The sequence below is a fragment of the Xylophilus sp. GOD-11R genome (assembly GCF_033546935.1).
In the GTDB taxonomy this organism is placed as follows: Bacteria; Pseudomonadota; Gammaproteobacteria; order Burkholderiales; family Burkholderiaceae_C; genus Xylophilus.
On record NZ_CP137854.1, the window covers coordinates 1163778 to 1188188 of the forward strand.

Annotated in this window: 19 protein-coding genes and 1 pseudogene; 15 read left to right on the forward strand and 5 right to left on the reverse strand. The window is 66.5% G+C overall.

Annotated elements, in window-relative coordinates; all coding sequences use genetic code 11:
* Positions 1-21: 21 nt before the first annotated feature.
* Together R9X41_RS05300 and R9X41_RS05305 are read right to left on the reverse strand one after the other, a co-directional pair.
* Positions 22-525, reverse strand: a complete 504-nt coding sequence (locus R9X41_RS05300) for a hypothetical protein (protein WP_318633837.1) — start codon at positions 523-525, stop codon at positions 22-24.
* The gene (locus R9X41_RS05305; RefSeq protein ID WP_318633838.1) at positions 522-3179 is read right to left on the reverse strand and encodes a GAF domain-containing protein; all 2658 of its coding nucleotides are present in this window, start codon (positions 3177-3179) and stop codon (positions 522-524) included. The genes R9X41_RS05300 and R9X41_RS05305 overlap by 4 nt, the downstream gene beginning before the upstream one ends.
* A 150-nt stretch (positions 3180-3329) precedes the next feature.
* On the opposite strand from R9X41_RS05305, the gene R9X41_RS05310 reads away from it, so the two are divergent.
* The 3 genes from R9X41_RS05310 (at position 3330) to R9X41_RS05320 (ending at position 7143) form a co-directional block, all read left to right on the forward strand.
* The gene (locus R9X41_RS05310; RefSeq protein ID WP_318633839.1) at positions 3330-4250 is read left to right on the forward strand and encodes a DMT family transporter; all 921 of its coding nucleotides are present in this window, start codon (positions 3330-3332) and stop codon (positions 4248-4250) included.
* A gap of 105 nt (positions 4251-4355) precedes the next feature.
* Positions 4356-5669, forward strand: coding sequence for an MFS family transporter (locus tag R9X41_RS05315; protein ID WP_318633840.1), 1314 nt, complete (start codon positions 4356-4358; stop codon positions 5667-5669).
* A gap of 64 nt (positions 5670-5733) precedes the next feature.
* Positions 5734-7143 (forward strand): mannose-1-phosphate guanylyltransferase/mannose-6-phosphate isomerase, encoded by a 1410-nt coding sequence (locus R9X41_RS05320; protein WP_318633841.1) that lies wholly within the window; start codon positions 5734-5736, stop codon positions 7141-7143.
* On the opposite strand, the gene R9X41_RS05325 is transcribed toward R9X41_RS05320, so the two are convergent.
* A complete protein-coding gene (locus R9X41_RS05325; protein WP_318633842.1) occupies positions 7128-8333 on the reverse strand; it encodes an L-dopachrome tautomerase-related protein in 1206 nt (401 codons plus the stop codon). The genes R9X41_RS05320 and R9X41_RS05325 overlap by 16 nt on opposite strands.
* A 95-nt stretch (positions 8334-8428) precedes the next feature.
* On the opposite strand from R9X41_RS05325, the gene R9X41_RS05330 reads away from it, so the two are divergent.
* Positions 8429-9337, forward strand: coding sequence for a LysR family transcriptional regulator (locus R9X41_RS05330; protein ID WP_318633843.1), 909 nt, complete (start codon positions 8429-8431; stop codon positions 9335-9337).
* Positions 9338-9444: 107 nt separating this feature from the next.
* A protein-coding gene (locus R9X41_RS05335; protein ID WP_318630877.1) for an IS3 family transposase occupies positions 9445-10670 on the forward strand; the annotation gives its coding sequence in 2 pieces (ribosomal slippage) (positions 9445-9786 and positions 9789-10670; 1224 coding nt in all).
* A gap of 236 nt (positions 10671-10906) precedes the next feature.
* On the opposite strand, the gene rpoD is transcribed toward R9X41_RS05335, so the two are convergent.
* Positions 10907-13147, reverse strand: a complete 2241-nt coding sequence (rpoD, locus tag R9X41_RS05340) for an RNA polymerase sigma factor RpoD (protein ID WP_318633844.1) — start codon at positions 13145-13147, stop codon at positions 10907-10909.
* Here rpoD and R9X41_RS05345 point away from each other — a divergent pair.
* Positions 13125-13310 (forward strand): hypothetical protein, encoded by a 186-nt coding sequence (locus R9X41_RS05345; RefSeq protein WP_318633845.1) that lies wholly within the window; start codon positions 13125-13127, stop codon positions 13308-13310. The two genes, rpoD and R9X41_RS05345, sit on opposite strands and share 23 nt — an antisense overlap.
* A gap of 284 nt (positions 13311-13594) precedes the next feature.
* On the opposite strand, the gene dnaG is transcribed toward R9X41_RS05345, so the two are convergent.
* Complete coding sequence (dnaG, locus tag R9X41_RS05350; RefSeq protein WP_318633846.1) at positions 13595-15613, reverse strand: DNA primase; 2019 nt, start codon at positions 15611-15613, stop codon at positions 13595-13597.
* Between the two features lie 157 nt (positions 15614-15770).
* Here dnaG and uppS point away from each other — a divergent pair, with 157 nt between their 5' ends.
* The 9 genes and pseudogenes from uppS to R9X41_RS05395 form a co-directional block, all read left to right on the forward strand.
* Positions 15771-16577, forward strand: a complete 807-nt coding sequence (uppS, locus tag R9X41_RS05355) for a polyprenyl diphosphate synthase (RefSeq protein ID WP_318633847.1) — start codon at positions 15771-15773, stop codon at positions 16575-16577.
* Between the two features lie 200 nt (positions 16578-16777).
* Complete coding sequence (locus tag R9X41_RS05360) at positions 16778-17773, forward strand: 2Fe-2S iron-sulfur cluster-binding protein (RefSeq protein WP_318633848.1); 996 nt, start codon at positions 16778-16780, stop codon at positions 17771-17773.
* A gap of 19 nt (positions 17774-17792) precedes the next feature.
* Positions 17793-18566, forward strand: coding sequence for a glucose-1-phosphate cytidylyltransferase (rfbF, locus tag R9X41_RS05365; RefSeq protein WP_318633849.1), 774 nt, complete (start codon positions 17793-17795; stop codon positions 18564-18566).
* 1 nt (position 18567) lies between these two features.
* Positions 18568-19662: a CDP-glucose 4,6-dehydratase gene (gene rfbG, locus R9X41_RS05370; protein ID WP_318633850.1), complete on the forward strand. Its 1095-nt coding sequence runs from the start codon at positions 18568-18570 to the stop codon at positions 19660-19662.
* A gap of 83 nt (positions 19663-19745) precedes the next feature.
* Complete coding sequence (rfbH, locus tag R9X41_RS05375; protein WP_412556695.1) at positions 19746-21047, forward strand: lipopolysaccharide biosynthesis protein RfbH; 1302 nt, start codon at positions 19746-19748, stop codon at positions 21045-21047.
* A 1-nt stretch (position 21048) separates the two neighbouring features.
* Positions 21049-22107: an NAD-dependent epimerase/dehydratase family protein gene (locus tag R9X41_RS05380; RefSeq protein ID WP_318633851.1), complete on the forward strand. Its 1059-nt coding sequence runs from the start codon at positions 21049-21051 to the stop codon at positions 22105-22107.
* Positions 22108-22145: 38 nt separating this feature from the next.
* On the forward strand, positions 22146-23015 hold the full coding sequence (locus R9X41_RS05385; protein WP_318633852.1) for a transketolase: 870 nt from the start codon (positions 22146-22148) through the stop codon (positions 23013-23015).
* Positions 23012-23932 carry a transketolase family protein gene (locus R9X41_RS05390; RefSeq protein WP_318633853.1) on the forward strand — a complete coding sequence of 307 codons (921 nt, stop codon included), beginning with the start codon at positions 23012-23014 and terminating at the stop codon, positions 23930-23932. Before R9X41_RS05385 ends, R9X41_RS05390 begins: the two co-directional genes overlap by 4 nt.
* A 129-nt stretch (positions 23933-24061) precedes the next feature.
* A pseudogene (locus R9X41_RS05395) lies at positions 24062-24332 on the forward strand (hypothetical protein); the annotation flags it as partial.
* Positions 24333-24411 lie beyond the last annotated feature (79 nt).

The following is a 24411-nucleotide window of genomic DNA, read 5'->3' on the forward strand; positions in this document are numbered from 1 at the left end:
TCGAGCCTTACCGATTGAGCTTCAGAGCTGCCGGTCGTCGCGCGGCGGCCGGGCGCTGATCACCAGCTGCAGGGCCGCGCGCGGCGGCGCCAGCAGGCGGGCATAGGCGTCGATGTCCGCCGTGCTCCAGGCGGCGTAACGGCTGACCGCGTCCTGCGCCGGTCGTTCCGGTCCCCAGCGCTCGCGGCCGGCGGCGACCACGGCGTCGAACGCCGCCGAGCCGCCGTCCGGCAGTGCGGCGGTGTCGGCCATGAATTCGATGCGGCGCAGTTCGCCGCCGGCCAGATAGTAGGTCTGCGTGCCGATGACACCGGCCACCTGCGCATCGGCGACCTGCCAGGCTCCCACCAGCCCGCCGGCGAGCCGCTGCGGCCGCCGTACCCGTTCCAGCGCCGGCAGCGCCTGCCGCAGTTCAGCGAGGCCCATGCCCAGTCGCACGCCGGGCGGCAGCTCCTGGGCCGAAGCCGCCGGCACCACGGCGGCCAACCCGGCTGCCAGCAACGCGGCGAACAGGGCTCGCTTCACCGGCCTTCCACCATCGCGCGCAGCTGCGCCGCCAGCACGTCCATCGCGAAGGGCTTGGTCAGCATGTCCATGCCGGGCTCCAGAAAGCCGCGCGCCTCGACGGTGTTCTCGGCATAACCGGTCATGAACAGCACCTTCAGCTCCGGCCGCAGCACACGCGCGGCGTCGGCCACCTGCCGGCCGTTGAGGCCGGGCAGGCCGATGTCGGTCACCAGCAGGTCGATGTGCTGGGGCGACTGCAGGATCGCCAGCCCACCCGGGCCGTCGGCCGCCTCCAGCGCGCAGTAGCCGAGTTCGTTCAGCACTTCCACGATCAGGCCGCGCACGACGGCCTCGTCTTCCACCACCAGCACCGTCTCGCCCCGGCGAGTGGCCGGCTCGGCGCCGGGCGGCGGCAGGTGTTCGTCGGCCTCGGCTCGACCCAGGTGCCGTGGCAGGAAAAGGCGGACGACGGTGCCTTGCGCCGGTTCGCTGTCGATGCGCACATGGCCGTCCGACTGGCGGGCGAAGCCGTAGATCATCGACAGGCCCAGGCCGGTGCCCTGGCCGAGCGGCTTGGTGGTGAAGAAGGGATCGAAGGCCTTGGCCAGCACGTCGGGCGCCATGCCGGTGCCGGTGTCCTCGACCTGCACGCAGACGTATTCGCCGGCGGTCACGTCGTCGCGGGCAGCGGCGTAGAGCTCGTCGATCTGCGCATTGCTCGTGGCGATGGTGAGCAGCCCGCCGTCGGGCATGGCGTCGCGCGCGTTGATGCAGAGGTTGAGGATCGCGCTCTCGAGCTGGTTGCCGTCGCACAGGGTCGGCCAAAGCTCGTCCTGCAGGTCCAGTCGCAGGCCGATGCGCTCGCCGAGCGTGCGGCGCAGCAGCTCTTCCATGGAGCGCACCAGCGGATTGGCCTCGACCGTGCGCGGAGCCAGCGGCTGCCGCCGCGAAAAGGCCAGCAGCCGGTGGGTGAGGGCGGCGGCGCGGCGGGCCGACTGGATCGCGCCGTCGATGAAGCGCTGCAGGTCTTCCACCCGGCCGGCGCCGATGCGCCGGCGCACCACTTCCAGCGAACCGGTGATGCCCTGCAGCAGGTTGTTGAAGTCGTGTGCGATGCCGCCAGTGAGCTGGCCCACGGCTTCCATCTTCTGCGACTGGCGCAGTTGCTCGTGCGCACGTTCGAGCTCGCCGGTGCGTTCGGCCACGCGCTGCTGCAGCGTTTCGCGCGCGCGTTCGGCGGCCTGGAACAGCCGTGCGTTGTCGATCGCGATGGCCGCCTGCGAGGCCATGCCGATCGCGATGCGCTCGGCGCGCGCGGTGAAGCGGTCGGGCTGCGGATGCCCGAAGAACATGCCGCCGATGACCTCGCCCGATCGGGTGACGACCGGCACCGCCAGGTAGCTGCACACCGGCAGATGGCCGGCGGGCATGCCGGTGTGCGGGCTGTTGCGGCCGTATCGCGGGTCGCGGGTGATGTCGCCCGAGCGGATCGCGCCCTTGCCCTCGAAGGTGGGGCCGAACAGTGCGGTGGCGCGCGGCATGGGAAAGTTGGCGAAGCTGGAGCGTTCCACACCCGAAAGCGCGTAGAGCGTGTAGCTCGCGCCCTGCTCGTCGAGCACGTTGTAGAAGAAGGCGCCGAAAGCAGCGTCGGTGAGCTCGCGGCAGGCATCGACCACGCGCTGGACCACGGTGTCGAGGTCGAGCTCGCCGGCCAGCATCGCACCGGTGTGGTTGAGGGTTTCGAGCGCGCGGCTTTCCTCGCGCAGGGCTTCCTCGGCGCGGGCGCGTTCCACCGCGTCCCAGGTGCGCAGGGCGACGTCTTCCACCAGCGCCACCTCGTCGGCATTCCAGGCGCGTGGCTGTGCATGGTTCACGTAGAGCACCGCGCGCAGCCGGCCGTCCTTCAGGAAGGGAACGGCGATCTGGCCGCGGATCTGCATGGCCTCGATATGCGCCGGCGCGTTGCCCGGCTCGCGCGAGGCGTCTTCGAAGACGGCGGTGCGGCCCTTTCTGAGCAGGTCCACGTTGGCGGCGCCGAAGGTCTCCAGCGGATAACTGCCGGCGAGTGACGGCACATCGGCCACGGCGTCGATCTCGAGCACCACGGTCTGGCCGTCTTCGCGAATCTGCGCGTAGCCGACCCGGCTGCTGCCCAGATGCTCGCGCAGGCGGCGCACGGTTGCCGCCATGATGTCGCGCGGCGGCGCCGGCAGCCGCAGGGTGTCGACCACGCCCAGCAGGAAGGCCTGGCGCGAGGCGGCCGCGCGGTGGGCGGTGATGTCGATGGCGGTGCCGAGCGCGCGCACGCATACGCCGTCGGCATCGAACACGCCGCGCCCCTTGGCGGCCACCCAGCGGATGCGGCCGTCTTCCTTGCCGACGGTGCGGTATTCCACGTCGTAGGTGGCGCGCCGCGCCGGATCGACGGCGGAGGCGAAGGCTTCTGCCGTGCGGTCGCGGTCGTCGGGGTGAAGGCCGGCGTAGAAGTCGGACATGTCGCAGGGCACGCCCGGCGAGATGCCGAACATCGCCTTGGTGCGCGGCGGCCAGGTGAGCACGCGGGTGCGCAGGTCCAGGTCCCAGGTGCCGATTTCGGCGACCTCGATGGCCAGCAGCAGCGATTCGCGGCTGGCCTGCATCGCCGAAGCGATTTCGTCGAGAGAGGGCGTCATCGGCGTGGTGGCGGGAGCGCCGAGGGGGTCGGGACGGTCTGGCGGTGCCTGGGTCATGAGTAGCCGGAAAGCGGGATGGGGCGAAACGCGTCGATCTGCAATGGTAGCTTCGCGGTGTCGCCCGCTTTTCCCAACGCTTTTTTCACCGCCATGCAGCTCGACGCCGCTTCCTGGGCCTGGATCCCGATCACGCTCGCCGCCGCGCTCGGCCAGACCTTCCGCAACGCCGCGCAGCGCACCCTCACCGCGACCGCCGGCACGCTGGCCGCCACGCTGGTGCGTTTTCTCTACGGCCTGCCGGTGGCGCTGGCCTGGCTGGCGCTGGTGCGATGGGGATGGGGCGGTGCTTTGTCGCAGGGCGCCGCGCCGGCGTTCGGCTGGGGCTACGCCGGCTGGCTGGTGGTGGCGGCGCTGGCCCAGCTCGCCGCGACGGCGCTGCTGCTGCTGGCCATGGCGAGCCGCAATTTCATCGTGGCGGTGACCTGGTCCAAGACCGAGGTGCTGCAGGTGGCGCTGTTCTCGGCGGTCTTCCTGCAGGAGCTGCCCGGGCCGGTGCTGCTGGCGGGCATGGTGGCGGCCACCGTCGGCGTGGTGCTGCTGTCGCCCGCCGCATCGGGCTCGGGTGGCCCGGGCGGCCGGGCGGTCGTCTACGGATTGGCGTCGGGCGCCTGCTTCGCGATGGCCTCGATCGGCTATCGCGGCGCCTCGCTGCAACTGCAGGGCGTTTCGCCCTGGCTCGCCGGCGCCTGGAACGTGGCCTGGGCCCAGGGCCTGCAGACGCTACTGCTCGGCGGCTGGCTGGCGATGCGCGCCCCGGCGTCGCTGGGGGTGGTGCTGCGGTCGTGGCGGCTGTCCAGCGCGGCGGGCTCGGCGGGGGCGTTCGCGTCGATCTGCTGGCTGACCGCCACGGCGATGCGGCCGGCGACCGAGGTGCGCACGCTCGGCCTGGTCGAGGTGATCTTCAGCTACCTCGTGTCGCAGCGGCTGTTCGCCGAGTCGCTGTCGATGCGCGAAAAGCTCGGCATGGGCCTGGTTGGCGTCGGCCTGGTAGTGGCCTGCGCGCGTCTGTGAGCCGCACTGAAACCATCAGATTTGTTCAGGGGTTACCCTAGGTGGCTGCCGCCGCCACGCGCGCGGGCAGCGACGACTCCTAAAAACCGACAACAACAGGACAACATGAGTTCTTCTGCACCCGCCACGCCGGCGCATCGTCCCTACACGCCCAAGGAAGTCCGCGAACGTGTCTTCGCCATCGTCGCCGCATCGTCCGGCAACCTGGTCGAATGGTTCGACTTCTACGTCTACGCCTTCAGCGCGATCTACTTCGCCGCTTCCTTCTTCCCCAAGGCCGACCCCACGGTGCAGCTGCTGAGCACCGCCGGCGTGTTTGCGGCGGGCTTTCTGATGCGGCCGATCGGTGGCTGGCTGTTCGGCCTCATCGGCGACAAGTACGGTCGCAAGCCCTCCATGGTGATCTCGGTCGTGATGATGGGTGGCGGCTCGCTGCTCATCGCCTGCCTGCCCACCTACAACAGCATCGGCGTCGCGGCCCCGGCGCTGCTGCTGCTGGCGCGTCTGCTGCAAGGCCTGTCGGTCGGCGGCGAATACGGCGCCTCGGCCACCTATATGAGCGAGGTCGCGCTGCGCGGCCGTCGCGGCTTCTTCGCCTCGTTCCAGTACGTCACGCTGATCGGCGGCCAGCTGCTCGCGGCGCTGGTCATCGTGGTCATGCAGTTTTTCCTGGACGACGCCGAGCTCCACGCCTGGGGCTGGCGCGTGCCTTTCGTGATCGGCGCGGTCACCGCGGTGGTCGCCATGCTGCTGCGGCGCTCGCTGCGCGAAACCTCCACCGCAGAGACCCGCGCCAACAAGGAAGCCGGCAGCCTGGGTGCGCTGTTGCGCAACCACCTGCCGGCGTTCCTCACGGTGCTGGGCTACACGGCCGGCGGCTCGCTGATCTTCTACACCTTCACCACCTACATGCAGAAGTACCTGGTGAACTCGGCCGGCATGTCGGCTCGCACGTCCACCGAAATCATGACCTGCGCGCTGTTCTGCTACATGCTCATGCAGCCGCTGTTCGGCGCGCTCGCCGACCGCATCGGCCGGCGCGCTTCCATGATGCTGTTCGGCGCCCTGGGCACGCTGGCCACCGTGCCGATCCTGCTGGCGCTGCAATCGGTCAAAAGTCCGTACGCGGCCTTCGGCCTGATCGTGCTGGCGCTGGCCATCGTGAGTTTCTACACCTCGATCAGCGGCCTGGTGAAGGCCGAGATGTTCCCGCCGCAGGTGCGCGCGCTGGGCGTGGGTTTCGCCTACGCCATCGCCAACGCGGTGTTCGGCGGCACGGCCGAATACGTGGCGCTCTACCTGAAAGACATCGACATGCAGCAGAGCTTCTACTGGTATGTGACGGTGATGATGGCCATCGCCTTCCTGGTCAGCCTGCGCCTGCCCAAGCAGCCAGACTACCTGCACCACGACCACTGACCCGTACGGCCGGCAAAAGGTGCTGGCTATACTCGTCCGGGTCGATTCTCGCCAAGGTTTACTGATGATTCCTGTCATTCTGTCGGGTGGGTCCGGCACCCGCCTTTGGCCGCTCTCGCGGTCGTCCTACCCCAAGCAATTCATCGGCGTCACCGAAGAGCGGACCATGTTCCAGCTCACGCTGGCACGGCTGGCCGGCCTGCCTGACGTGCAGGCCCCGCTGGTGGTCGGCAACGAGAATCATCGTTTCATCCTCGGCGAACAACTCCACGCGGTGGGCGTCAAGCCGCACGCGATCCTGCTGGAGCCGGTCGGGCGCAATACCGCGCCGGCCATCGCGGCCGCTGCGGCCGCCGCCAGCGCGCAGGGCGCCGATCCGCTGCTGCTGGTGCTGGCCGCCGACCATGTCATCGCCGATACGCCGGCTTTCCACCAGGCGATTGCCGCGGGTGTCGCGGCGGCTGAGGCCGGCGCGCTGGTCACCTTCGGCATCGTGCCGACCGCGCCCGAAACCGGCTATGGCTACATCCAGGTGGCCGACCGCGTGGAAGGCATCTCGGCCGTCGCCGTCAGCGCTTTCGTGGAGAAGCCGGACCTGGAAACCGCCCGTCGTTATCTGGCCGACGGCCGTCATCTCTGGAACAGCGGCATGTTCCTGTTCAAGGCTTCGGTGCTGCTGGCCGAGCTGGAGCGCTTCAGCCCGGCGGTGGTCAAGGCCGCGCGCGAATCGGTGGCCCAGGCCAGGTCCGACCTCGACTTCATCCGGCTCGACAAGGAAGCTTTCTCCGCATCGCCGGAAGACTCCATCGACTACGCCGTGATGGAGAAGTCGGACAAGGTGAAGGTGGTGCCGCTTTCGGCCGGCTGGAGCGACGTCGGTGCCTGGGGCGCCGTCTGGGACGTGGCCACCAAGGATGCGGAGGGCAACGCGGCGCGAGGCGACGTGTGGCTGCAGGGCGTGAAGAACAGCTACGTGCGCGCCGACCACCGTCTGGTCGCCGCCATCGGCCTCGACAACGTGATGATCGTCGAGACCTCCGACGCGGTGCTGGTCGCTTCCAAGGAATCCGTCCAGGAGGTCAAGAAGATCGTCGATCGGCTCAAAGCCGCCAAACGCCCCGAGGCGGCGCTGCACCGCGAGGTGTTCCGGCCGTGGGGCTCTTATGACTCCATCGACCACGCCGAGCGCTATCAGGTCAAGCGCATCACGGTGAACCCGGGGCAGAAGCTGTCGGTGCAGATGCACCACCACCGCGCCGAGCATTGGGTGGTGGTGTCCGGCACCGCCAAGGTGTGGCTGGGCGACAAGGAAGTGCTGCTCACCGAGAACCAGTCGACCTATATCCCGGTCGGCGTGGTCCATGCGCTGGAAAACCCCGGCAAGATCCCGCTCGAGCTGATCGAGGTGCAGTCGGGCGCCTACCTGGGCGAAGACGACATCGTGCGTTTCGAAGACCGTTACGGCCGGGCCTGACCAGCCCGCTGTAGCGGCAGGCGCCACAGTTCGTAGCGTTCGTCCCCGTTTTTCACCGCACCGGCGAAATGCTGGTCGAGTTTGCTCGCGGTGAACACCAGATCGCCGTTCGGGTGGATGGCGACCGTATCGGGCCAGTGCACGCCATCGCTCGAAGCCAGCCGCGCCATCGCGGCGGTGGTGGGGTCGTAACGAACGATGCCGTTGTGGGTCACGTCGGTGATGTAGAGAGCGCCGGCAGCGTCGGTGACGATGCCGTCGGTGTTGCCGCCCACGTCGCCGAGATCGCGGACATGCGCGGCGATGGCCCCGGTGCCCGTTTGCGGATCGCGCAGCAGTGCGGTCGGCACCGAATACACATGCGTCCCGGTCGTCACCGACCAGTACAGCACCGCCGCGTCGGGTGACAGGGCGATGCCGTTGATGCCCAGCATCATCGGATGGCCGGGCCACACGTCGCGGCCGTGGGCGACCACCTGCACGCCCGGCCGGGGCATCAGGCTCGGGTGGCGATCGAGCACGCGCCAGCTTCGCCCGCTGGCGAAATCGACCACGATCAGGCCGGCGGCGTTGTCGGGCGCACTGCGCAAGCCGCTGTCCGAAAGGTAGGCGACACGCCGGTGTTCATCGACGGCGATGTCGTTGAGAAAGCTGGCTTTGCGGTCGGCCACGCCGTCCAGCGGGATGCATTTCACGACCCGGCCCGAGGCGAGGTCCAGCACGAGCACTTTCTGCGCGCCCGGCGGAGACTCCTGCTCGGCCGCCACGAAGCCCAGGTCGAGCGCCCAGAGCCAGCCGTTGCGGCGGTCGACATGAAAGCCCAGTACGTTGCGCAGGCTGGTCTGGACCGGCGCCGTGATGTCGTTCGCCCGCAGGGACGGAAAAGCCGTCAGCCGCGCCGGCCCGGTGCGGCCGCCGGTATCCAGGCGACTGATCGTGGCGGGGGCACCGTCGGAAAGCAGACGCGGCGTACTGACGTAGGCGGCACCCTGGCCGTCGAAGTGGATGCCGGCGATGGGCGCCTTCACCGATCCGGCAAAAGCCACCGGGTCGGCCCCGTTCGGGGCCTGTTCCCAGCTCACGCCGGCATAGCTGCGCCAGCGCTCGAGCGCTGGCTGGTCGTCGGCATGGGCGGCCAGGCCGAATGCCGTGAGTGTCATGGCGGCGAGGTGCTTCGAAATGGATGACATCGGACTCTTTTCAGCAATCAAAACACCACTCTATTCATGAGCATCGAGGCTATAAACAGTCGAGCGAGACAATCATTCGTACATCAAAAGCCAAGATGAGCCGACGATTCGATCACCTGGGCGACGTGGAAACCTTCATCACGGTGGTCGACAAAGGTTCGCTCACTGCGGCTGCGATCGCACTGGCGACCACGGCGTCGGTACTCAGCCGGGCGATCAGTCGCCTGGAAACCCGCCTGGGCGCGCAGCTGCTGCGCCGCACCACGCGGCGGCTGAGCCTCACCGAGCCGGGTCGGCTGTACCTCGAGCAGGCGCGGCAGGCTTTCGTGCTGATCGAAGACGCGGAGCGCGGCATGCGAGGCACCGCCGGAGAGCTGGCCGGGCGCGTGCGGCTGAGCGTGCCCACCACCTATGGGCACCATCGCCTGCCGTCGTTGCTCAGCCGCTTTTCACAGCGCTATCCGAAGGTCGGCATCGACTTGAGCATCACCAACCGGAACGTCGATCTGGCGGCCGAAGGCTACGACCTCGCGATCCGGCTCGGCCCCTTGCCCGACAGCCGCCTGGTGTCACGCCACCTGGAGGATGTGGCCCTGTGCCTGCTGGCCGCGCCCGCCTATGGGGCCCTTGCCGGCATGCCGACCGACATCGAGGCGCTGGCCCGGCACGCCTGCCTGCCGTTCGTCATGCCCAGCACCGGACGCATCTCACCGTGGATGCTGCGCGACGACAAGGGAAAGGACATCGACTGGGCGCCGCAGGCCGGCGTGCGCTTGAGCGACGACGTGCTGGGTGTCGTCTCCCTGGCGTTGGCAGGCCTGGGTATCTGCCAGACCTTCGATTTCATCGGCCGCGACCTCATCGCGCAGGGCCGAGCGGTGGAGGTGCTGCCCCAGGCGCGGGGGCGCTCCCGACCGATCTCGGTGATCTACGCACCGCACCGGCAACTGTCCGCCGCCGCGCGGGCCTTGATCGATTTCCTGGTCGACCCCAACGCCGACTGACGCAGCCAAATAAAAAGCCCCATGCAGCAATGCAGGGGGCTTTTTTTGATTGACTGACCCGTCCTGCCCAGCGTTGACACCTCGACCTTGCAGAAAGGGCATGTGTCATGGAATCAGGGATCAAGCGCACGCAGCGTGACTACACGCTGGCTTTTAAGCTGGCAGTTGTCGCGCAGGTAGAAAAAGGCGAGTTGACATACAAGCAGGCTCAGATGCGGTACGGCATTCAGGGCCGCAGCACGGTGCTGGTGTGGTTGCGCAAGCATGGTCGCCAGAGTTGGGGCGTGGCGGCATCATCGGCAGCCATGCCGTTAAACAAGACCGCCTCATCGCTCACACCCGAGCAGCAGATCAAAGCCTTGCAGGTCCAGCTCCGGCTGGCTCAGGAGAAGGCGCAGCTCTTTGAAGCCGTGGTCGACGTGCTCAAGAAGGACTACGGGGTGCGCATCGTAAAAAAGCCTTTGGGCAAGTCCTCGCGCAAAAGCTCGTCCAAGGACTGAGCGTGAGCAGGGCTTGCCAACACATGGGCATGAGCCGACAGGCCTTCTACCAAGCCAGCAGCCGCCAGGCGCGGCGTACCGAGCAGGCACACGTTGTCGTGCAACTCGTGCGCGACCAGCGCATGCGCCAGCCACGCGTAGGCACGCGCAAGCTCCACTGCATGTTGCGCCAGCCGCTGCAGGACCAGGGCATCCGCCTGGGCCGTGACGCGCTCTTCGATGTGCTGCGTAATGCTGGCTTGCTTGTGACGCCCAGGCGGGCGTACCACAAGACCACCGACAGCCATCATCGCTTCCGGCGGCATCCGAACCTGCTCAAGGCGGGGCCGCAGCAAATCCATGCCACCGGCAGCGAGCAGGTATGGGTGGCCGACATCACCTATTTACCGACCGCTGGCAAGTTCGTCTACCTGAGCCTGATCACCGACATGTACTCCCGCAAGATCGTCGGCTGGCACGTGCATGCAAGCCTGCAGACAGAGGAGGTGGCCCAGGCGATGAAGATCGCCTTGCGGTCGCGCCAGACACGACAGGCCCTGGTCCACCACAGTGATCGAGGCATCCAGTACTGCTCGACCTATTACCAGGAGCTGCACCGACGCCATGGCGTCACCTGCTCGATGACCGATGGCTACGACTGCTACCAGAATGCTCTGGCCGAGCGCGTCAACGGCATTCTCAAAATGGAGTTTTTACTGAACCGCCCGGCCGATCTGCGCCAGGCGCGCCGCGTGGTCGAGCAGTCGGTGCAGATCTACAACCACGAGCGACTGCATACGTCGCTGAAAATGCAAACGCCCGATGCAGTGCACCGGGCGTCGCTGGCCGGCTGAACCGGCATTTTTAAACGTCCGGGGGTGTCAACTCTATTCAGGACGGGTCAGACGCGTCACCGCCGACTCAGACCAGGAGGCGGTGCGCAGCACCCTGACTGCCTCAGAGACTGGCCGGAAAGGCTACGCCGACCAGGCGAGTCGCCCCCGGTGAGGGGGTAGGCGGCTCTGGCTGCGCAGCAGCCAGGTCAAGCCTAGGGAAGAACCAAACCCTCCAGGTCAAGCCTGGGGGAGGGTCACAGCGTGTCTATGAAGCTGCGCAGCTTGTCGCTGCGGCTCGGATGCTTCAGCTTGCGCAGCGCCTTGGCTTCGATCTGGCGGATGCGTTCCCGGGTCACGTCGAACTGCTTGCCGACTTCTTCCAGCGTGTGGTCGGTCGACATCTCGATGCCGAAACGCATGCGCAGCACCTTGGCTTCGCGTGGGGTCAGGCCGTCGAGGATGTCCTTGACCACATCGCGCAGGCCGGCCTGCATCGCGGCTTCGATAGGCGCGGTGTTGGCCTGGTCCTCGATGAAGTCGCCCAGGTGGCTGTCGTCGTCGTCGCCGATCGGCGTTTCCATGGAGATCGGCTCCTTGGCGATCTTCATGATCTTGCGGATCTTGTCCTCGGGAATTTCCATCTTCGCGGCCAGGATGGAGGCGTCCGGCTCGAAGCCGAACTCCTGCAGATGCTGGCGCGAGATACGGTTCATCTTGTTGATCGTCTCGATCATGTGCACCGGAATACGGATGGTGCGCGCCTGGTCGGCGATCGAGCGGGTGATGGCCTGGCGGATCCACCAGGTGGCGTAGGTCGAGAACTTGTAGCCGCGACGGTATTCGAACTTGTCCACCGCCTTCATGAGGCCGATGTTGCCTTCCTGGATCAGGTCCAGGAACTGCAGGCCGCGGTTGGTGTACTTCTTGGCGATGGAGATCACCAGGCGCAGGTTGGCCTCGATCATTTCCTTCTTCGCGTCACGCGAGGAAGACTCGCCGGTGTTCATTCGGCGGTTGATGTCCTTCAACTGCGTCAGCGGCACCACCACGCGCGCCTGCAGGTCGATCAGCTTCTGCTGCAGCTCCTGCACCGGCGGAATATTGCGCGCCAGCACCGTGCTCCAGCTCTTGCCGGCAGCGGCCTGCTTCTCGACCCACTTCAGATTGAGCAGGTTGGGCGGGAAGTCCTTGACGAAGGTCTCCTGCGGCATGCCGCATTTCTCCACGATGATGCGGCGCAGCTCGCGTTCCTTCTTGCGCACGTCCTCGACCTGCGCACGCACCAGGTCGCACAGCTTCTCGATGGTCTTGGCGGTGAAGCGGATGGTCATCAGCTCTTCGGAAATGCTGCTCTGTGCCGCCATGTAGTGCGAGCCGCCGTAGCCTTCCTTGTCGTAGATGGCGTGCATCTGCTCGAACAGATCGCGCAGGCGGTCGAAGCGGCCGAGCGCGTCGCGCTTGAGTTCTTCGAGCTTTTTGGTCAGCGCCTTGGAGCCGCCCTTGCCGTCGTCGTCGTCTTCTTCGTCGAATTCGTCGAAATCTTCCTCGGCCACGTAGTCGTCGGCCTCGTTCGGGTTGGAGAAGCCGTCGACCACGGTCGAGATGACGACCTTGCCTTCACGGATTTCCTCGGACATGCGCAGGATCTCGGCGATGGTCGCCGGCGACGCGGAGATGGCCTCCATCATCGCCATCAGGCCGCCTTCGATGCGCTTGGCGATTTCGATTTCGCCTTCGCGGGTGAGCAGCTCGACCGTGCCCATTTCGCGCATGTACATGCGCACCGGGTCGGTGGTGCGGCCGAATTCGCTGTCCACGGTGGACAGCGCGGCTTCGGCGGCTTCTTCGGCTTCTTCCTCGGTGGCGCCGGTCTGCGCGGTGTTGGTCACCAGCAGGGTTTCGGCGTCGGGGGTCTGTTCATACACCGCCACACCCAGATCGTTGAGCATGGTGATGACGACTTCCAGGGTTTCCTGGTCGACCAGCTTGTCGGGCAAGTGGTCGGAGATTTCGCTGTGCGTCAGGAAGCCGCGGGTCTTGCCGAGCTTGATCAGGGTCTTCAGGCGCGAACGGCGCTTGGCCATGTCTTCTTCGGACAGGACGGTTTCGTCCAGCCCGAATTCCTTCATCAGCGCGCGCTCCTTGGCCTTGCTGATCTTCATGCGCAGCGGCTTGACCTTCTCGACCACCTCGGCCGACACCGCCGCCGGGGTTTCGACTTCGGCTTCACCTTCGAGATCGGCCTCGATGTCCGACAGGTCGGTATCGTCGACCGCCGGGCCGGACGAGGACGAAGAAGCGGCCGGAGCGGCGGCCTTGGGCTTGCGACCGCGCTTGGCCGGCGCTGCGGCGGTGGCGCCTTCGGTGGCGGCGGCAGCAGCGGCCTTGGGCGGGCGGCCGGGCTTCTTCTTGGATTCCTTGGAATCCTTCGATTCGGCGGCGGCGGCCTTCAGGATTTCGTCGGCGGCAGCCTTGAGCGAAGCTTTGGTGGACACGGGTGGTGAGGCTTTCTTGGGAGCGGCGGCGGGTTTGGCGGAGGCTTTGGCGGTCTTGGTCGACACGGCCGAGTCCCGGGTTCCGGCGCTGGCTTTGGGTTTTGCCGATGTAGCGGCGTTCTTGGCCGAAGAGGTGGGCTTGGAAGACTTCGCGGGCTTTTGAACAGGCATGGGCACCTCAACTCAAAAAAAACTCAACACAAAGAAAACGACTGGGCGCCACGACTCGGCGCGGGAGAAAGGGACCGACAAACGCCGCGAACGGCATCGATTCCCATAGGTGGGGGAGGCTTCCCCCGACGACAAGATGTGAGGGCGATCATTTGGTGTGCAGCCCTTGCGGTAGAGATGGCCGGTCGCGCGCTGTGGCGTCGGGGGGCCGGATTCCGGAGGTACTGCTGTCGCTCTTGCCGTCAGCAACCTGACATTATAGCTTTCGGGCAGAAATCAAGGGGTGCGGGGGTTCGATTCCAATGCCTGCCGACGGGATTGCAACGCCCGGTAGCGCTCGATCGCGGTCGGATCGGTGGCTGCCGCCGCGATGGCCGCCGTCTCCTCGGCCTTGAGATGCTCGATCAGCATGCGGTCGAGCACGTCGCGCAGTTCGCCGCGCAGGTCGCCCGGATCCGACTCGATCTCGGCCTGCGGCCCCTGCATCACCCGCAGCGCCGTGGCCTCGCCCGCGTGCCCCTGCAGGCCTTCGCGCAGGGCGGCCCACGGTTGCGGGCCGTGCTCGTGCAACTGCCCTTCGAGCCAGACGAACAGCGGCCCGTGCGGTGCGGGCAGGGCGCTGAGCAGCTCCCGGTCTTCGTGCGACAGGGCTTCGAGCGCGTCGGTGTCGCGCAGCAGCAGGCGCGCGGCCGTATCGGCGCGGCTGATGCCCGGCGTGCGCCGCCCGCGCGACGGCGGTTCGGCGTAGGGATCGACCGGCTCCGGCCGTTTCCACTTGCCGTCGGCCGTCTTCGTCCACCGACCGCCGTCGCCGAAACCCGAGCCGCTGCGCTTGCGGGGCGTGGACGGCGCTGACTGGTAGGGCTGACCCGCGTCGACGTATTCACCGGGGTCGCCCGGATCGCCCGGGGGCGGAAAATCGGGCATGCCGAATGGGTCGACCGACGCGGGCTCGGCCGGGCGACGGTCGCCGCGCTGCGGCTTTCCCCACAGGCTCGACAACTCCGCGGCGTCGAGCTGTACTGCCGACGCGATGTCGCCCAACAGCTGGCGCCGCAGGGCCCCGTCGGGCATGGAGCTCCACAATGGTCGGGCCTGGCTCGCCATGCGGGCGCGGCCTTCGGCGGTGGCGGTGTCGCAGTCTTCGCGCGCCGCGTCGAGCAGAAAGCGGCTTAGCGGCACCGCCTCGGCCACCTGCCGGGCGAAGGCTTCCTGGCCTTCGGCGCGGATGAAGCTGTCCGGATCGTGCTCGGTCGGCAGGAACAGAAAACGCACCGCGCGCACATCGGTGGCAAAGGGCAGGGCGGCTTCCAGCGCCTTGCGAGCCGCGCGTCGGCCGGCCTTGTCGCCGTCGAAGCTGAACACCACCGTGTCGGTAAAGCGGAACAACTTCTGCACATGTTCGGTGGTGCAGGCGGTGCCCAGGGTGGCGACCGCGTTGGCAAAACCCCATTGCGCCAACGCCACCACGTCCATGTAGCCCTCGGTCACCAGGGCGTAGCCTTTGTCGCGCAGCGCCTGGCGCGCTTCGAACAGGCCGTAGAGCTCGCGACCCTTGCTGAAGACCGGTGTTTCCGGCGAGTTGAGGTATTTGGGTTTCTCGTCGCCCAGCACCCGGCCGCCGAAGCCGATGCATTCGCCCTTCACATTGCGGATCGGAAACATCACCCGGTCGCGAAACCGGTCGTAGCGCTTGCGCTGCGATTCGGGCACGTCCTCAGCCTGCTCGCCGGCGATGACCAGGCCGCTTTCCACCAGCAGCGGGTCGTCATAAGCCGGGAACACACTGGCCAGCGCCCGCCAGCCCTCGGGCGCATAACCGAGCCCGAAGCGCTGCGCCATGGCGCCCGAAACGCCCCGGCCCTTGAAATATTGCACCGCCCGCGCCGAGCCGCGCAGCTGCTTGCGATAGGCCTCGCCGGCCTTCTCCAGCACCTCGGTCAGCGTGGCCTGCCGCTGGCGCTGCGCCGCCATGCGCTCGCGCTCCTGGGGCGGCACGTCGTCCTGCGGCACGACGAGGCCTGCCTGCTGGGCGAGGTCCTGCACCGCTTCCACGAAACTGGCGCCGGTGTATTCGGTGAGGAACTTGATGGCGTCGCCGCTTACCCCGCATCCGAAGCAGTGATAGAACTGCTTGACCGGGCTCACCGAAAACGACGGCGACTTTTCGTCGTGAAAAGGGCACAAACCGGTGAAGTTTGCGCCCGCTTTCTTCAATGTGACGTGGCGGCCGACGACTTCGACCACATCGGTGCGTGAGATGAGATCCTGAATGAACGATGCTGGTATGGCCACGCATGGATTATCTGGCGTGGGCGCAGTTCCACCTGATTGTGTGACCGGCAAGTAAATTAGACTACCGACCGGGCCGCGTCCCGTCAGGCGAGTGCCTTATCTCTCGGCGCCAACGCCACGCTCCCCAGCCCGACACCTCAGAAAGCTCGAAGATCAGATGAAGCACCCCGTGGTGGATCAGGCTCGCGCGCCGCGTGGCGCCACGCCCGCGGCAAGCGCCCGGGACTCCACGATTCCGCGCCACGTGGCGATCATCATGGACGGCAACCGCCGTTGGGCCGCGCAGCGCGGGCTGCCCCAGATGATGGGTCACGCCAGCGGCGCGCGCCGCATCCGCCCGCTGGTGGAGCGCTGCATGGCCGTCGGCATCGAATGCCTGACGCTCTTCGCCTTCAGCACCGAAAACTGGCGCCGCCCGGAGCAGGAAGTTTCCGGCCTCACCAAGCTTTTCCTGCGCTACTTGCGCAAGGAGGCCGGCGACCTGCACCTGCGCGGCATCCGGCTCAAGATCATCGGCGACGTGAGCCGGTTCGATCAGCCGCTGCGTCAGCTGTTCGAAGAAGTCGAACACCTCACCCGCGAGAACACCGGCCTCACCCTGGCCGTGGCCGTGAATTACGGTGGCCGCTGGGACATGCTCAACGCCATGCGCCGGTGGATCCAGGCGCATCCGGGCGCCTGCCCCGAGTCGATGGACGAAGACGCGCTCGCTCCCTACTTCAGCACCGCCGGCCTGCCCGACCCCGATTTGCTGATCCGCACCGGCGGCGAGGTGCGCGTGAGCAATTTCATGCTCTGGCAGATGGCCTATACCGAGATGTACTTCACCGACGTCCTGTTCCCGGCGTTCAACGTGCAGCGGCTCGACGAGTCGTTGACCTGGTTCGCCGGCCGCAACCGGCGTTTCGGCGCGTCCGACCCACCGCCGAGCGAGCCCGACCTGCGCGCTGCCGCTTCTGCTTGAGCTCCGAGTCAGCCGTTATTTTTCTGTGTAGTGTTGTGTGTGCTTTGCCAGCACACGATCCGCCTCAAAGGGCAAGACCATCGCTCCATGGAGCACCGCTGATTATTCAGCTTTGTATTGCCGCGCAGTGGCCCCAGCTGCTTTTCTGAGCATCGCGTTTGAGAGATGCCGCAGTAAGGCAAAGCAAATCTAAAAATGTTATGACCCGAGTCGTACTGTCCAACGACAAAAGCTTTGACGCGCCGCCGTCTTCGACCATCCTCGACGCCGCACGTGCCGCCGGCATCGTGCTGGAACACAGCTGCAAGACCGGCCGCTGCGGCACCTGCAAGGCACGCGTGCTGCGCGGCGCCACCACGCCGATCGGCGACGACACCAGCCTGAGCCCTGCCGAGCGCGAAGCCGGTTTCATCCTCACCTGCACCACTGCCGCGGTGGACGAGGTGCATCTCGACATCGAGGACGTCAGCCTGCTGGCGGACTTTCCCTCGCGCACCACGCCTTGCCGGATCGACGCGCTGGATCGTCCCGCGCCCGACGTGCTGCGCATCTCCCTGCGCTTTCCGCCCAAGGCGGCGCCGCGCTACCTGCCGGGCCAGTACGTCGATATCGTCGGCCCCAACAGCGTTCGCCGCAGCTATTCGGTGGCCAACGCGCCGTCGGACGACGGCAAGCTCGAGCTGCACATCCGCGAAGTACCGGGGGGCACGCTCAGCGCCTACTGGTTCGGCGCGGCCAAGGCCGGCGACCTGCTGCGCCTCGAAGGTCCCAAGGGCACTTTCTTCCTGCGCGACGTGGCCGGGCTCGACCTGGTCTTCCTGGCCACCGGAACCGGCATCGCGCCGGTGAAGGCCCTGCTGGAGGGCCTCGCACACCGGGTCGAACCCGGGCTGCCGCGCTCGGTCACCGTGCTCTGGGGCGGCCGCACGCCGCAGGATCTCTATTGGCAACCCACGATGGACGGGCCCGTGGCACTGGAGTACGTTCCGGTCCTGTCGCGCGCCGATGCCGACTGGACCGGCGCACGCGGCCACGTGCAGGACGTGTTGCTGCAAAGGGCGCCTGATCTGGCCCGATGCGTGGTCTACGCCTGCGGCTCCGAGACGATGATCGAAAATGCGTCCTCGCGCCTCCTCGCGGCAGGGCTTTCGGCCAAGCGTTTCTTCTCGGACGCCTTCGTCAGTTCTTCCGTTTAACCAACCAGCAAGCTAATACATGAAGGCAGTGATTTTGGCCGGCGGCCTCGGCACGCGACTCAGCGAAGAAACCGCGACCCGCCCCAAGCCCATGGTGGAAATCGGCGGCAAGCCGATCCTGTGGCACATCCTCAAGACCTACTCGCACCACGGCGTGAACGACTTCGTCATCTGCTGCGGCTACAAGGGCTATGTCATCAAGGAGTATTTCGCCAACTACTTCCTGCACATGTCCGATGTCACCTTCGACATGAGCCACAACCGCATGGAAGTGCACCACAAGCGCGCCGAACCCTGGTGCGTGACGCTGGTCGATACCGGTGACGAGTCCATGACCGGCGGCCGCCTGAAACGCGTGGCCAATTACGTGAAGGACGAAGAAGCCTTCTGCTTCACCTACGGCGACGGCGTGGCCGATATCGACATCACCCGGACCATCGCCTTCCACAAGGAACACGGCAAGGCCGCCACGCTTACCGCGACCTTCCCGCCCGGCCGCTTCGGCGCGCTCGACATGGAAGACGGCCGCGTGCGCAGCTTCCGTGAAAAGCCCAAGGGCGACGGCGCCATGATCAACGGTGGCTACTTCGTGCTGTCGCCCAAGGTCCTGTCCAAGCTCAGGGACGACTCCACGACCTGGGAGCAGGAGCCGCTGAACACGCTCGCCGAAGAGGGCGAACTCATGGCCTACGAGCACCACGGCTTCTGGCAGCCCATGGACACCCTGCGCGACAAGCACCACCTGGAAGAACTCTGGTCCTCCGGCAAGGCGCCGTGGAAGGTCTGGAGCTGACATGTCGGCCCACGACGGACGGGTCGACCCCGAGTTCTGGCGCGGCAAGCGCGTCTTCCTGACCGGCCACACCGGCTTCAAGGGCAGTTGGCTGTCGCTCTGGCTGCAGGGCATGGGCGCCACGGTGCACGGCTTCTCGCTGGCCCCGCCCACCACGCCCGCGCTGTTCGACGAAGCCCGCGTGGCCGAAGGCATGCAGTCCACCATCGGCGACATCCGTGACCTCGCGGCGGTGCGCGCCAGCCTGGTCGCCTTCCGCCCAGACATCGTCATCCACATGGCGGCCCAGCCGCTGGTGCGCCTGTCGTACGCCGAGCCGGTCGAAACCTATGCCACCAACGTCATGGGCACCGTCCACGTGATGGAAGCCGTGCGCGCCGCCGGCACCGTCAAGGCGGTCGTCAGCGTGACCACCGACAAGTGCTACGAGAACAAGGAATGGGTCTGGGGCTACCGTGAAGACGAGCCCATGGGCGGCTACGACCCCTACAGCAACAGCAAGGGCTGCGCCGAACTCGTCACCAGCGCCTACCGCCGCTCCTTCATGCAGAAGGAAGGCATCGCCCTGGCCTCGGGCCGTGCCGGCAACGTCATCGGCGGTGGCGACTGGGCACTCGACCGCCTGGTGCCCGACATCCTGCGCGCCTTCGAAGCCGGCCAGCCGGTCGTCATCCGCAACCCGCATTCCACCCGGCCCTGGCAGCATGTGCTGGAGCCACTCTCCGGCTACCTGGTGCTGGCCCAGCGCCTCTACACCGAGGGACAGTCGGTCGCCGAGGGGTGGAACTTCGGCCCCAAAGACGAAGACGCCCGCCCCGTGCAGTGGATCGTCGAACACATGGTGGGCGAGTGGGGTGACGGCGCCCGCTGGCAGCTCGACGGCGCCGACCATCCGCACGAGGCCGGCTACCTCAAGCTCGACATCTCCAAGGCGCGCCACCGCCTGGGCTGGCAGCCGCGCTGGGCACTGGCCGAAGCGCTGGAACGCATCCTGCAGTGGCACCGCGCCTGGCTCGCGCGACAAGACATGCGACAGGTCTGCCACGAGCAGATCGCGCTATACATGACATCGATGAACAAGGAATCCCTCTCGTGAACGCACCCGTGATCCCCATCACCCCGGTCGACGCCAACCCCGCCGCCGCCGCGCCCGCCGCGCCCACCGCGGCCACCACCGCCATTCGCGAGCAGATCGCCGCGCTGGTGCAGCAATACGCCGACATCGTCTACGCCCCCAAGCCCTTCGTGCCCGGCGAATCCGCCGTGCCGGTCTCCGGCAAGGTCATCGGCGCCAAGGAACTGCAGCTCATGGTCGAGTCCTCGCTCGACGGCTGGCTCACCACCGGCCGCTTCAACGCGGCCTTCGAGCAGCGCCTGGCCGAATACATGGGCGTGAAGTACCTCATCACCGTCAACTCCGGTTCGTCGGCCAATCTGGTGGCCTTCAGCACGCTGACATCGCCCCGCCTGGGCGAGCGCGCCATTCAGAAGGGTGACGAAGTCATCGGCGTGGCGGCGGGCTTTCCGACCACCGTCAACCCGATCCTGCAGTTCGGCGCGGTGCCGGTCTTCGTGGACGTGGACATCGCCACCCACAACATCGACGCCAGCCTGATCGAAGCGGCCATCACCCCCAAGACCAAGGCCATCATGCTGGCCCACAGCCTGGGCAACCCGTTCAACCTGGACGTGGTGACCGCCATCTGCAAGAAGCACAAGCTCTGGCTGGTCGAAGACTGCTGCGACGCCCTCGGCGCCACCTACAACGGCCAGAAGGTCGGCACCTTCGGCGACATCGGCACGCTGAGCTTCTACCCTGCGCACCACATCACCATGGGCGAGGGCGGCGCCGTCTTCACCAACGACCCGGAGTTGAAGCTCATCGCCGAATCGTTCCGCGACTGGGGCCGTGACTGCTATTGCCCGCCCGGCAAGGACAACACCTGCAACAAGCGCTTCTGCTGGAAGCTCGGTGACCTGCCCGAGGGCTACGATCACAAGTACACCTACAGCCACCTGGGCTACAACCTGAAGATCAGCGACATGCAGGCCGCCTGCGCGCTGGCGCAGATGGACCGGGTCGACGAGTTCGTGCAGGCCCGCAAGGACAACTTCAAATACCTCACCGAAAAGCTGTCGGCCACCTGCGGCGACTTCCTGGAACTGCCCGTGGCCACCCCCGGCAGCGATCCGTCGTGGTTCGGCTTTCTGTGCATGCTCAAGCCCGAAAGCGGCGTGAAGCGGGTGGACCTGCTGGCCTACCTCGACCAGAACAAGATCGGCACCCGCCTGCTCTTCGCCGGCAACCTGATCCGCCAGCCCTACATGATCGGCCGCGAGTTCCGGGTAGTGGGCAGCCTGGAGAACACCGACAAGATCATGAACCAGGCGTTCTGGATCGGCGTGTATCCGGGGCTCACCACCGAGCATCTGGACTTCATCGTCCAGAAGATCGAAGAGTTCTTCGGCGTCGGGTTCTGACATGGCCCAGGCCGCACGCCCGCCGCACGACCACGACCTGCGGGCCGTCTTCGACGCCGTGGGCGAGGCCGACTGGCAGGTGCTGCGCGGCCAGCGCATCTTCCTGACTGGCGGCACCGGTTTCGTCGGCAAATGGCTGCTGGCTACCCTGGCCCAGGCACGCCGGCAGCTGTCGCTGGATTGCCGGGTGACGGTGCTCAGCCGCAACCCGAACGCCTTCCGTGCCGAAGCCCCCTGGCTGGCCGAGGCGCCCGGCATCGAACTGCTGCGCGGCGACGTGCGCGACTTCGCGCTGCCCGCGGGCCGCTTCGACACCGTCATCCACGCGGCCACCGACGTGGTGGCCACCGCCACGCCGCTGGAAACCTTCGACACCTGCGTGCTCGGCACCCGCCGCGTGCTCGACCTGGCCGTGCAGGCCCAGGCCGGGCGGGTGCTGCTGGTGAGTTCCGGCGCCATGTACGGCCGCCAGCCGGCCGACCGCGTCGGCGTGGCCGAAAACTATGCGGGCGCGCCCGACATCACCGACGTGCGCTCGGCTTACGGCGAAGGCAAGCGGGTCACCGAATGGCTGGGCGCTGCCTATGCGCAGCAACATGGCCTGGATGTGAAAGTGGCGCGCTGCTTCGCTTTCGTCGGCCCCTACCTGCCGCTGGACAAGCACTTCGCGCTCGGCAACTTCCTGCGCGACGCCATGGCCGGCCAGCCGATCGTCATCAAGGGCGACGGCACCGCACTGCGCACCTATCTCTACGCCGCCGACATGGCCGCCTGGCTGTGGGCCATCGTGCTGCGCGGCGAACGTGGCGGCACCTACAACGTCGGCGGCGAAGAAGCCGTCTCCATCGCCGAACTGGCACGCCGGGTCGCCGGCGCCATCGGTTCGGCCTCAACCGTCACCGTGCAGGCGCAGCCCACCGCCGGCATGGCACCCGACCGCTACATGCCCAACGCGAGCAAGGCCCTGGGCACCCTCGGCCTGCCTGCGCCGGTCGCCCTCGACGAGGCCATCCGCCGCACGGCGGCATGGCACCGGGCCGAGACCGCACTGCCGGCCTGAGCCCGGCATTCCAGAACCCCTCCCACACCGAGGCTTACATGCAAGACACCCTGCAAGACCGCAGCACGCAGAGCAGCGCCGCGCGCTTCGACGCCGCCCAGCTGCGCAAGACCGTGCTGGACATGGCATTCGCCGGCAACACCGTGCACATCGGCTGCGCCTTCTCGCTCATCGAGATCCTGGCCGTGCTGTACCGCCAGCACCTGCGCTACCCTGGCAACGACCCCAAGGCCGCGCAGCGTGACTACCTCGTGCTGAGCAAGGGCCACGGCGTCATGGCGCAATACGCCTGCATGTACGAGCTCGGATGGCTGCAGCGCCAGGACATCGAACGCTACTTCGCCGACGGCTCCGATCTCAAGGGCCTGTCCGACTCGCGCATTCCCGGCCTCGAAGTCACCTCCGGCTCGCTCGGCCACGGTTTCTCGGTCGGTGTCGGCATGGCGCTGGGCGCCCGCATGCGCAAGACCGACCAGAAGACCTACATCGTCGTCGGCGACGGCGAGATCAACGAAGGCCCCATCTGGGAAGGCGCGCTCTTCGCCGCCCACCACCAACTGGACAATCTGGTCGTCATCGTCGACGAGAACGGCTTCCAAGCCATGGGCCGCACCGAAGACGTGCTGCACCTGGGCGACATCGCCGCCAAGTTCGAGGCTTTCGGCTTCGAGGCGGTCAAGGTCGACGGCCATGACGAAGCCGCGCTCGACGCGGCCATCACCGCCCTGTGGGCCAGCACGACCGGCAAGCCCAAGGCCATCGTCGCCAAGACGACCAAGGGCCGCGGCGTGGACTTCATGGAGCACGACAACATCTGGCACTACACGCGCCTGAACGACAAGACCTATGCCGAGGCGGTTGCCGCCCTCGGCATCGAAAAAAAGAACCTGCAGGGAGAAGATCTGTGAGAGCCGCGTTTTCCGACACCCTGGTGGCTCTTGCCAAGCAGGACCCCAACGTCGTCCTGCTGACCGGCGACCACGGCTATGCGCTTTTCGACGCCTTCCGTGCGGCGTGCCCGGACCAGTACATCAACGCCGGCATCGCCGAGCAGAACATGGTCGGCATGGCCGCCGGCCTGGCCCGTGCCGGTTATCGCCCCTTCGTCTACGGCCTGGCCGCCTTCGTGCCGGTGCGGGTGGTGGAGCAGATCAAGCTGGATATCGCGCACGACGACCTGCCGGTGGTGTTGTGTGGAGATGGTGCGGGTTTTGTCTACAGCCATCTCGGTACCAGCCATCAGTCGACCGAGGATATTGCGGTTACGCGGGCGATTCCGGGATTGACGATTTATTCGCCGGCCGATCGGTTTGAATTGGCGGCTTGCATGACGCAGGCTTATGAGAAGAAGAGTGCCGTCTACATGCGGATGGGGAAGGCGGATTTGGGGGATGTGCACCATGGAGCGCTCACCGCGAATGCCGAGCTGTTCCAGCAAATTGAAGAAGGTGACGACCCGAGAATTGCATTCGTGGCAACGGGATCGATGGCTGTCACGGCGGGAAGAATACGCGCCGAGTATTTTCCAAGGGCCTCACTCTTTACAGTTCCTTCGATCAAGCCCCTCGACCACCGAAAGTTGGAGGAAATCGCAGGATCGGTTCAGGCGATCTGTGTGCTTGAGGAGCACTCGGTCATCGGTGGGCTTGGATCAGCGATTGCTGAGGTTGTCGCTGAAAATCAAACTACGCGCGTGCTGAGAATTGGGGTTTCAGATCGTTTTTCTCATAAGTGTGGCACCTATCGCTATTTGCTGGAAGAGCACGATTTGAGTTTCGAAGCCATTTGTGCGCAGGTAAAAAAATATGTGGACGATCGCGAATAAATTCAATTAATTAATGCTGCAGAATAATAATTTTCGAATAATAAGTTGATGCATTTTGATTATTTGATTGGTAGAGCGGGCCTGCAAAACTTTTTACAGGAGTAACCCGCTGCCGTCCAATGCGAGAGGATCGGGCCATGGCCAGATCACCTCGGCCTCGACCCGCGGCCCAAGAAGACGCGCAAGGAAGTCGTCCTCGAAGAGATGGAACCGGGTCGTGCCCTGGTCGATGTTGGTGGCGTTGATCCAGCCGCATGCGCGTGGAGCGCACCAATGCCCTGGAGGCCGCCCGCCGTGTGCAGTGGAGACCATGCGGCGCATCCACTGCCTGCAGCGGTGGTGGAACCTGAGCGATCCGGCCATGGAAGACATGGAGGAGGCATTGCACGAACGCCCTCTGGGTGCCGGTGGTACCAGAGGTGCCAGTGGTGCCGGTCACGGTGGGGTTGCTGCTGTCCGACCAGCTGGAAACAGCGGCG

Bases quoted from the DNA above. Each gene is read 5' to 3' on its own strand.
- R9X41_RS05305 (WP_318633838.1), bottom strand. From the start codon at position 3,179: ATGACGCCCTCTCTCGACGAAATCGCTTCGGCGATGCAGGCCAGCCGC.
- R9X41_RS05310 (WP_318633839.1), top strand. From the start codon at position 3,330: ATGCAGCTCGACGCCGCTTCCTGGGCCTGGATCCCGATCACGCTCGCC.
- R9X41_RS05315 (WP_318633840.1), top strand. From the start codon at position 4,356: ATGAGTTCTTCTGCACCCGCCACGCCGGCGCATCGTCCCTACACGCCC.
- R9X41_RS05320 (WP_318633841.1), top strand. From the start codon at position 5,734: ATGATTCCTGTCATTCTGTCGGGTGGGTCCGGCACCCGCCTTTGGCCG.
- R9X41_RS05325 (WP_318633842.1), bottom strand. From the start codon at position 8,333: ATGTCATCCATTTCGAAGCACCTCGCCGCCATGACACTCACGGCATTC.
- R9X41_RS05330 (WP_318633843.1), top strand. From the start codon at position 8,429: ATGAGCCGACGATTCGATCACCTGGGCGACGTGGAAACCTTCATCACG.
- uppS (WP_318633847.1), top strand. From the start codon at position 15,771: ATGAAGCACCCCGTGGTGGATCAGGCTCGCGCGCCGCGTGGCGCCACG.
- R9X41_RS05360 (WP_318633848.1), top strand. From the start codon at position 16,778: ATGACCCGAGTCGTACTGTCCAACGACAAAAGCTTTGACGCGCCGCCG.
- rfbF (WP_318633849.1), top strand. From the start codon at position 17,793: ATGAAGGCAGTGATTTTGGCCGGCGGCCTCGGCACGCGACTCAGCGAA.
- rfbG (WP_318633850.1), top strand. From the start codon at position 18,568: ATGTCGGCCCACGACGGACGGGTCGACCCCGAGTTCTGGCGCGGCAAG.
- R9X41_RS05380 (WP_318633851.1), top strand. From the start codon at position 21,049: ATGGCCCAGGCCGCACGCCCGCCGCACGACCACGACCTGCGGGCCGTC.
- R9X41_RS05385 (WP_318633852.1), top strand. From the start codon at position 22,146: ATGCAAGACACCCTGCAAGACCGCAGCACGCAGAGCAGCGCCGCGCGC.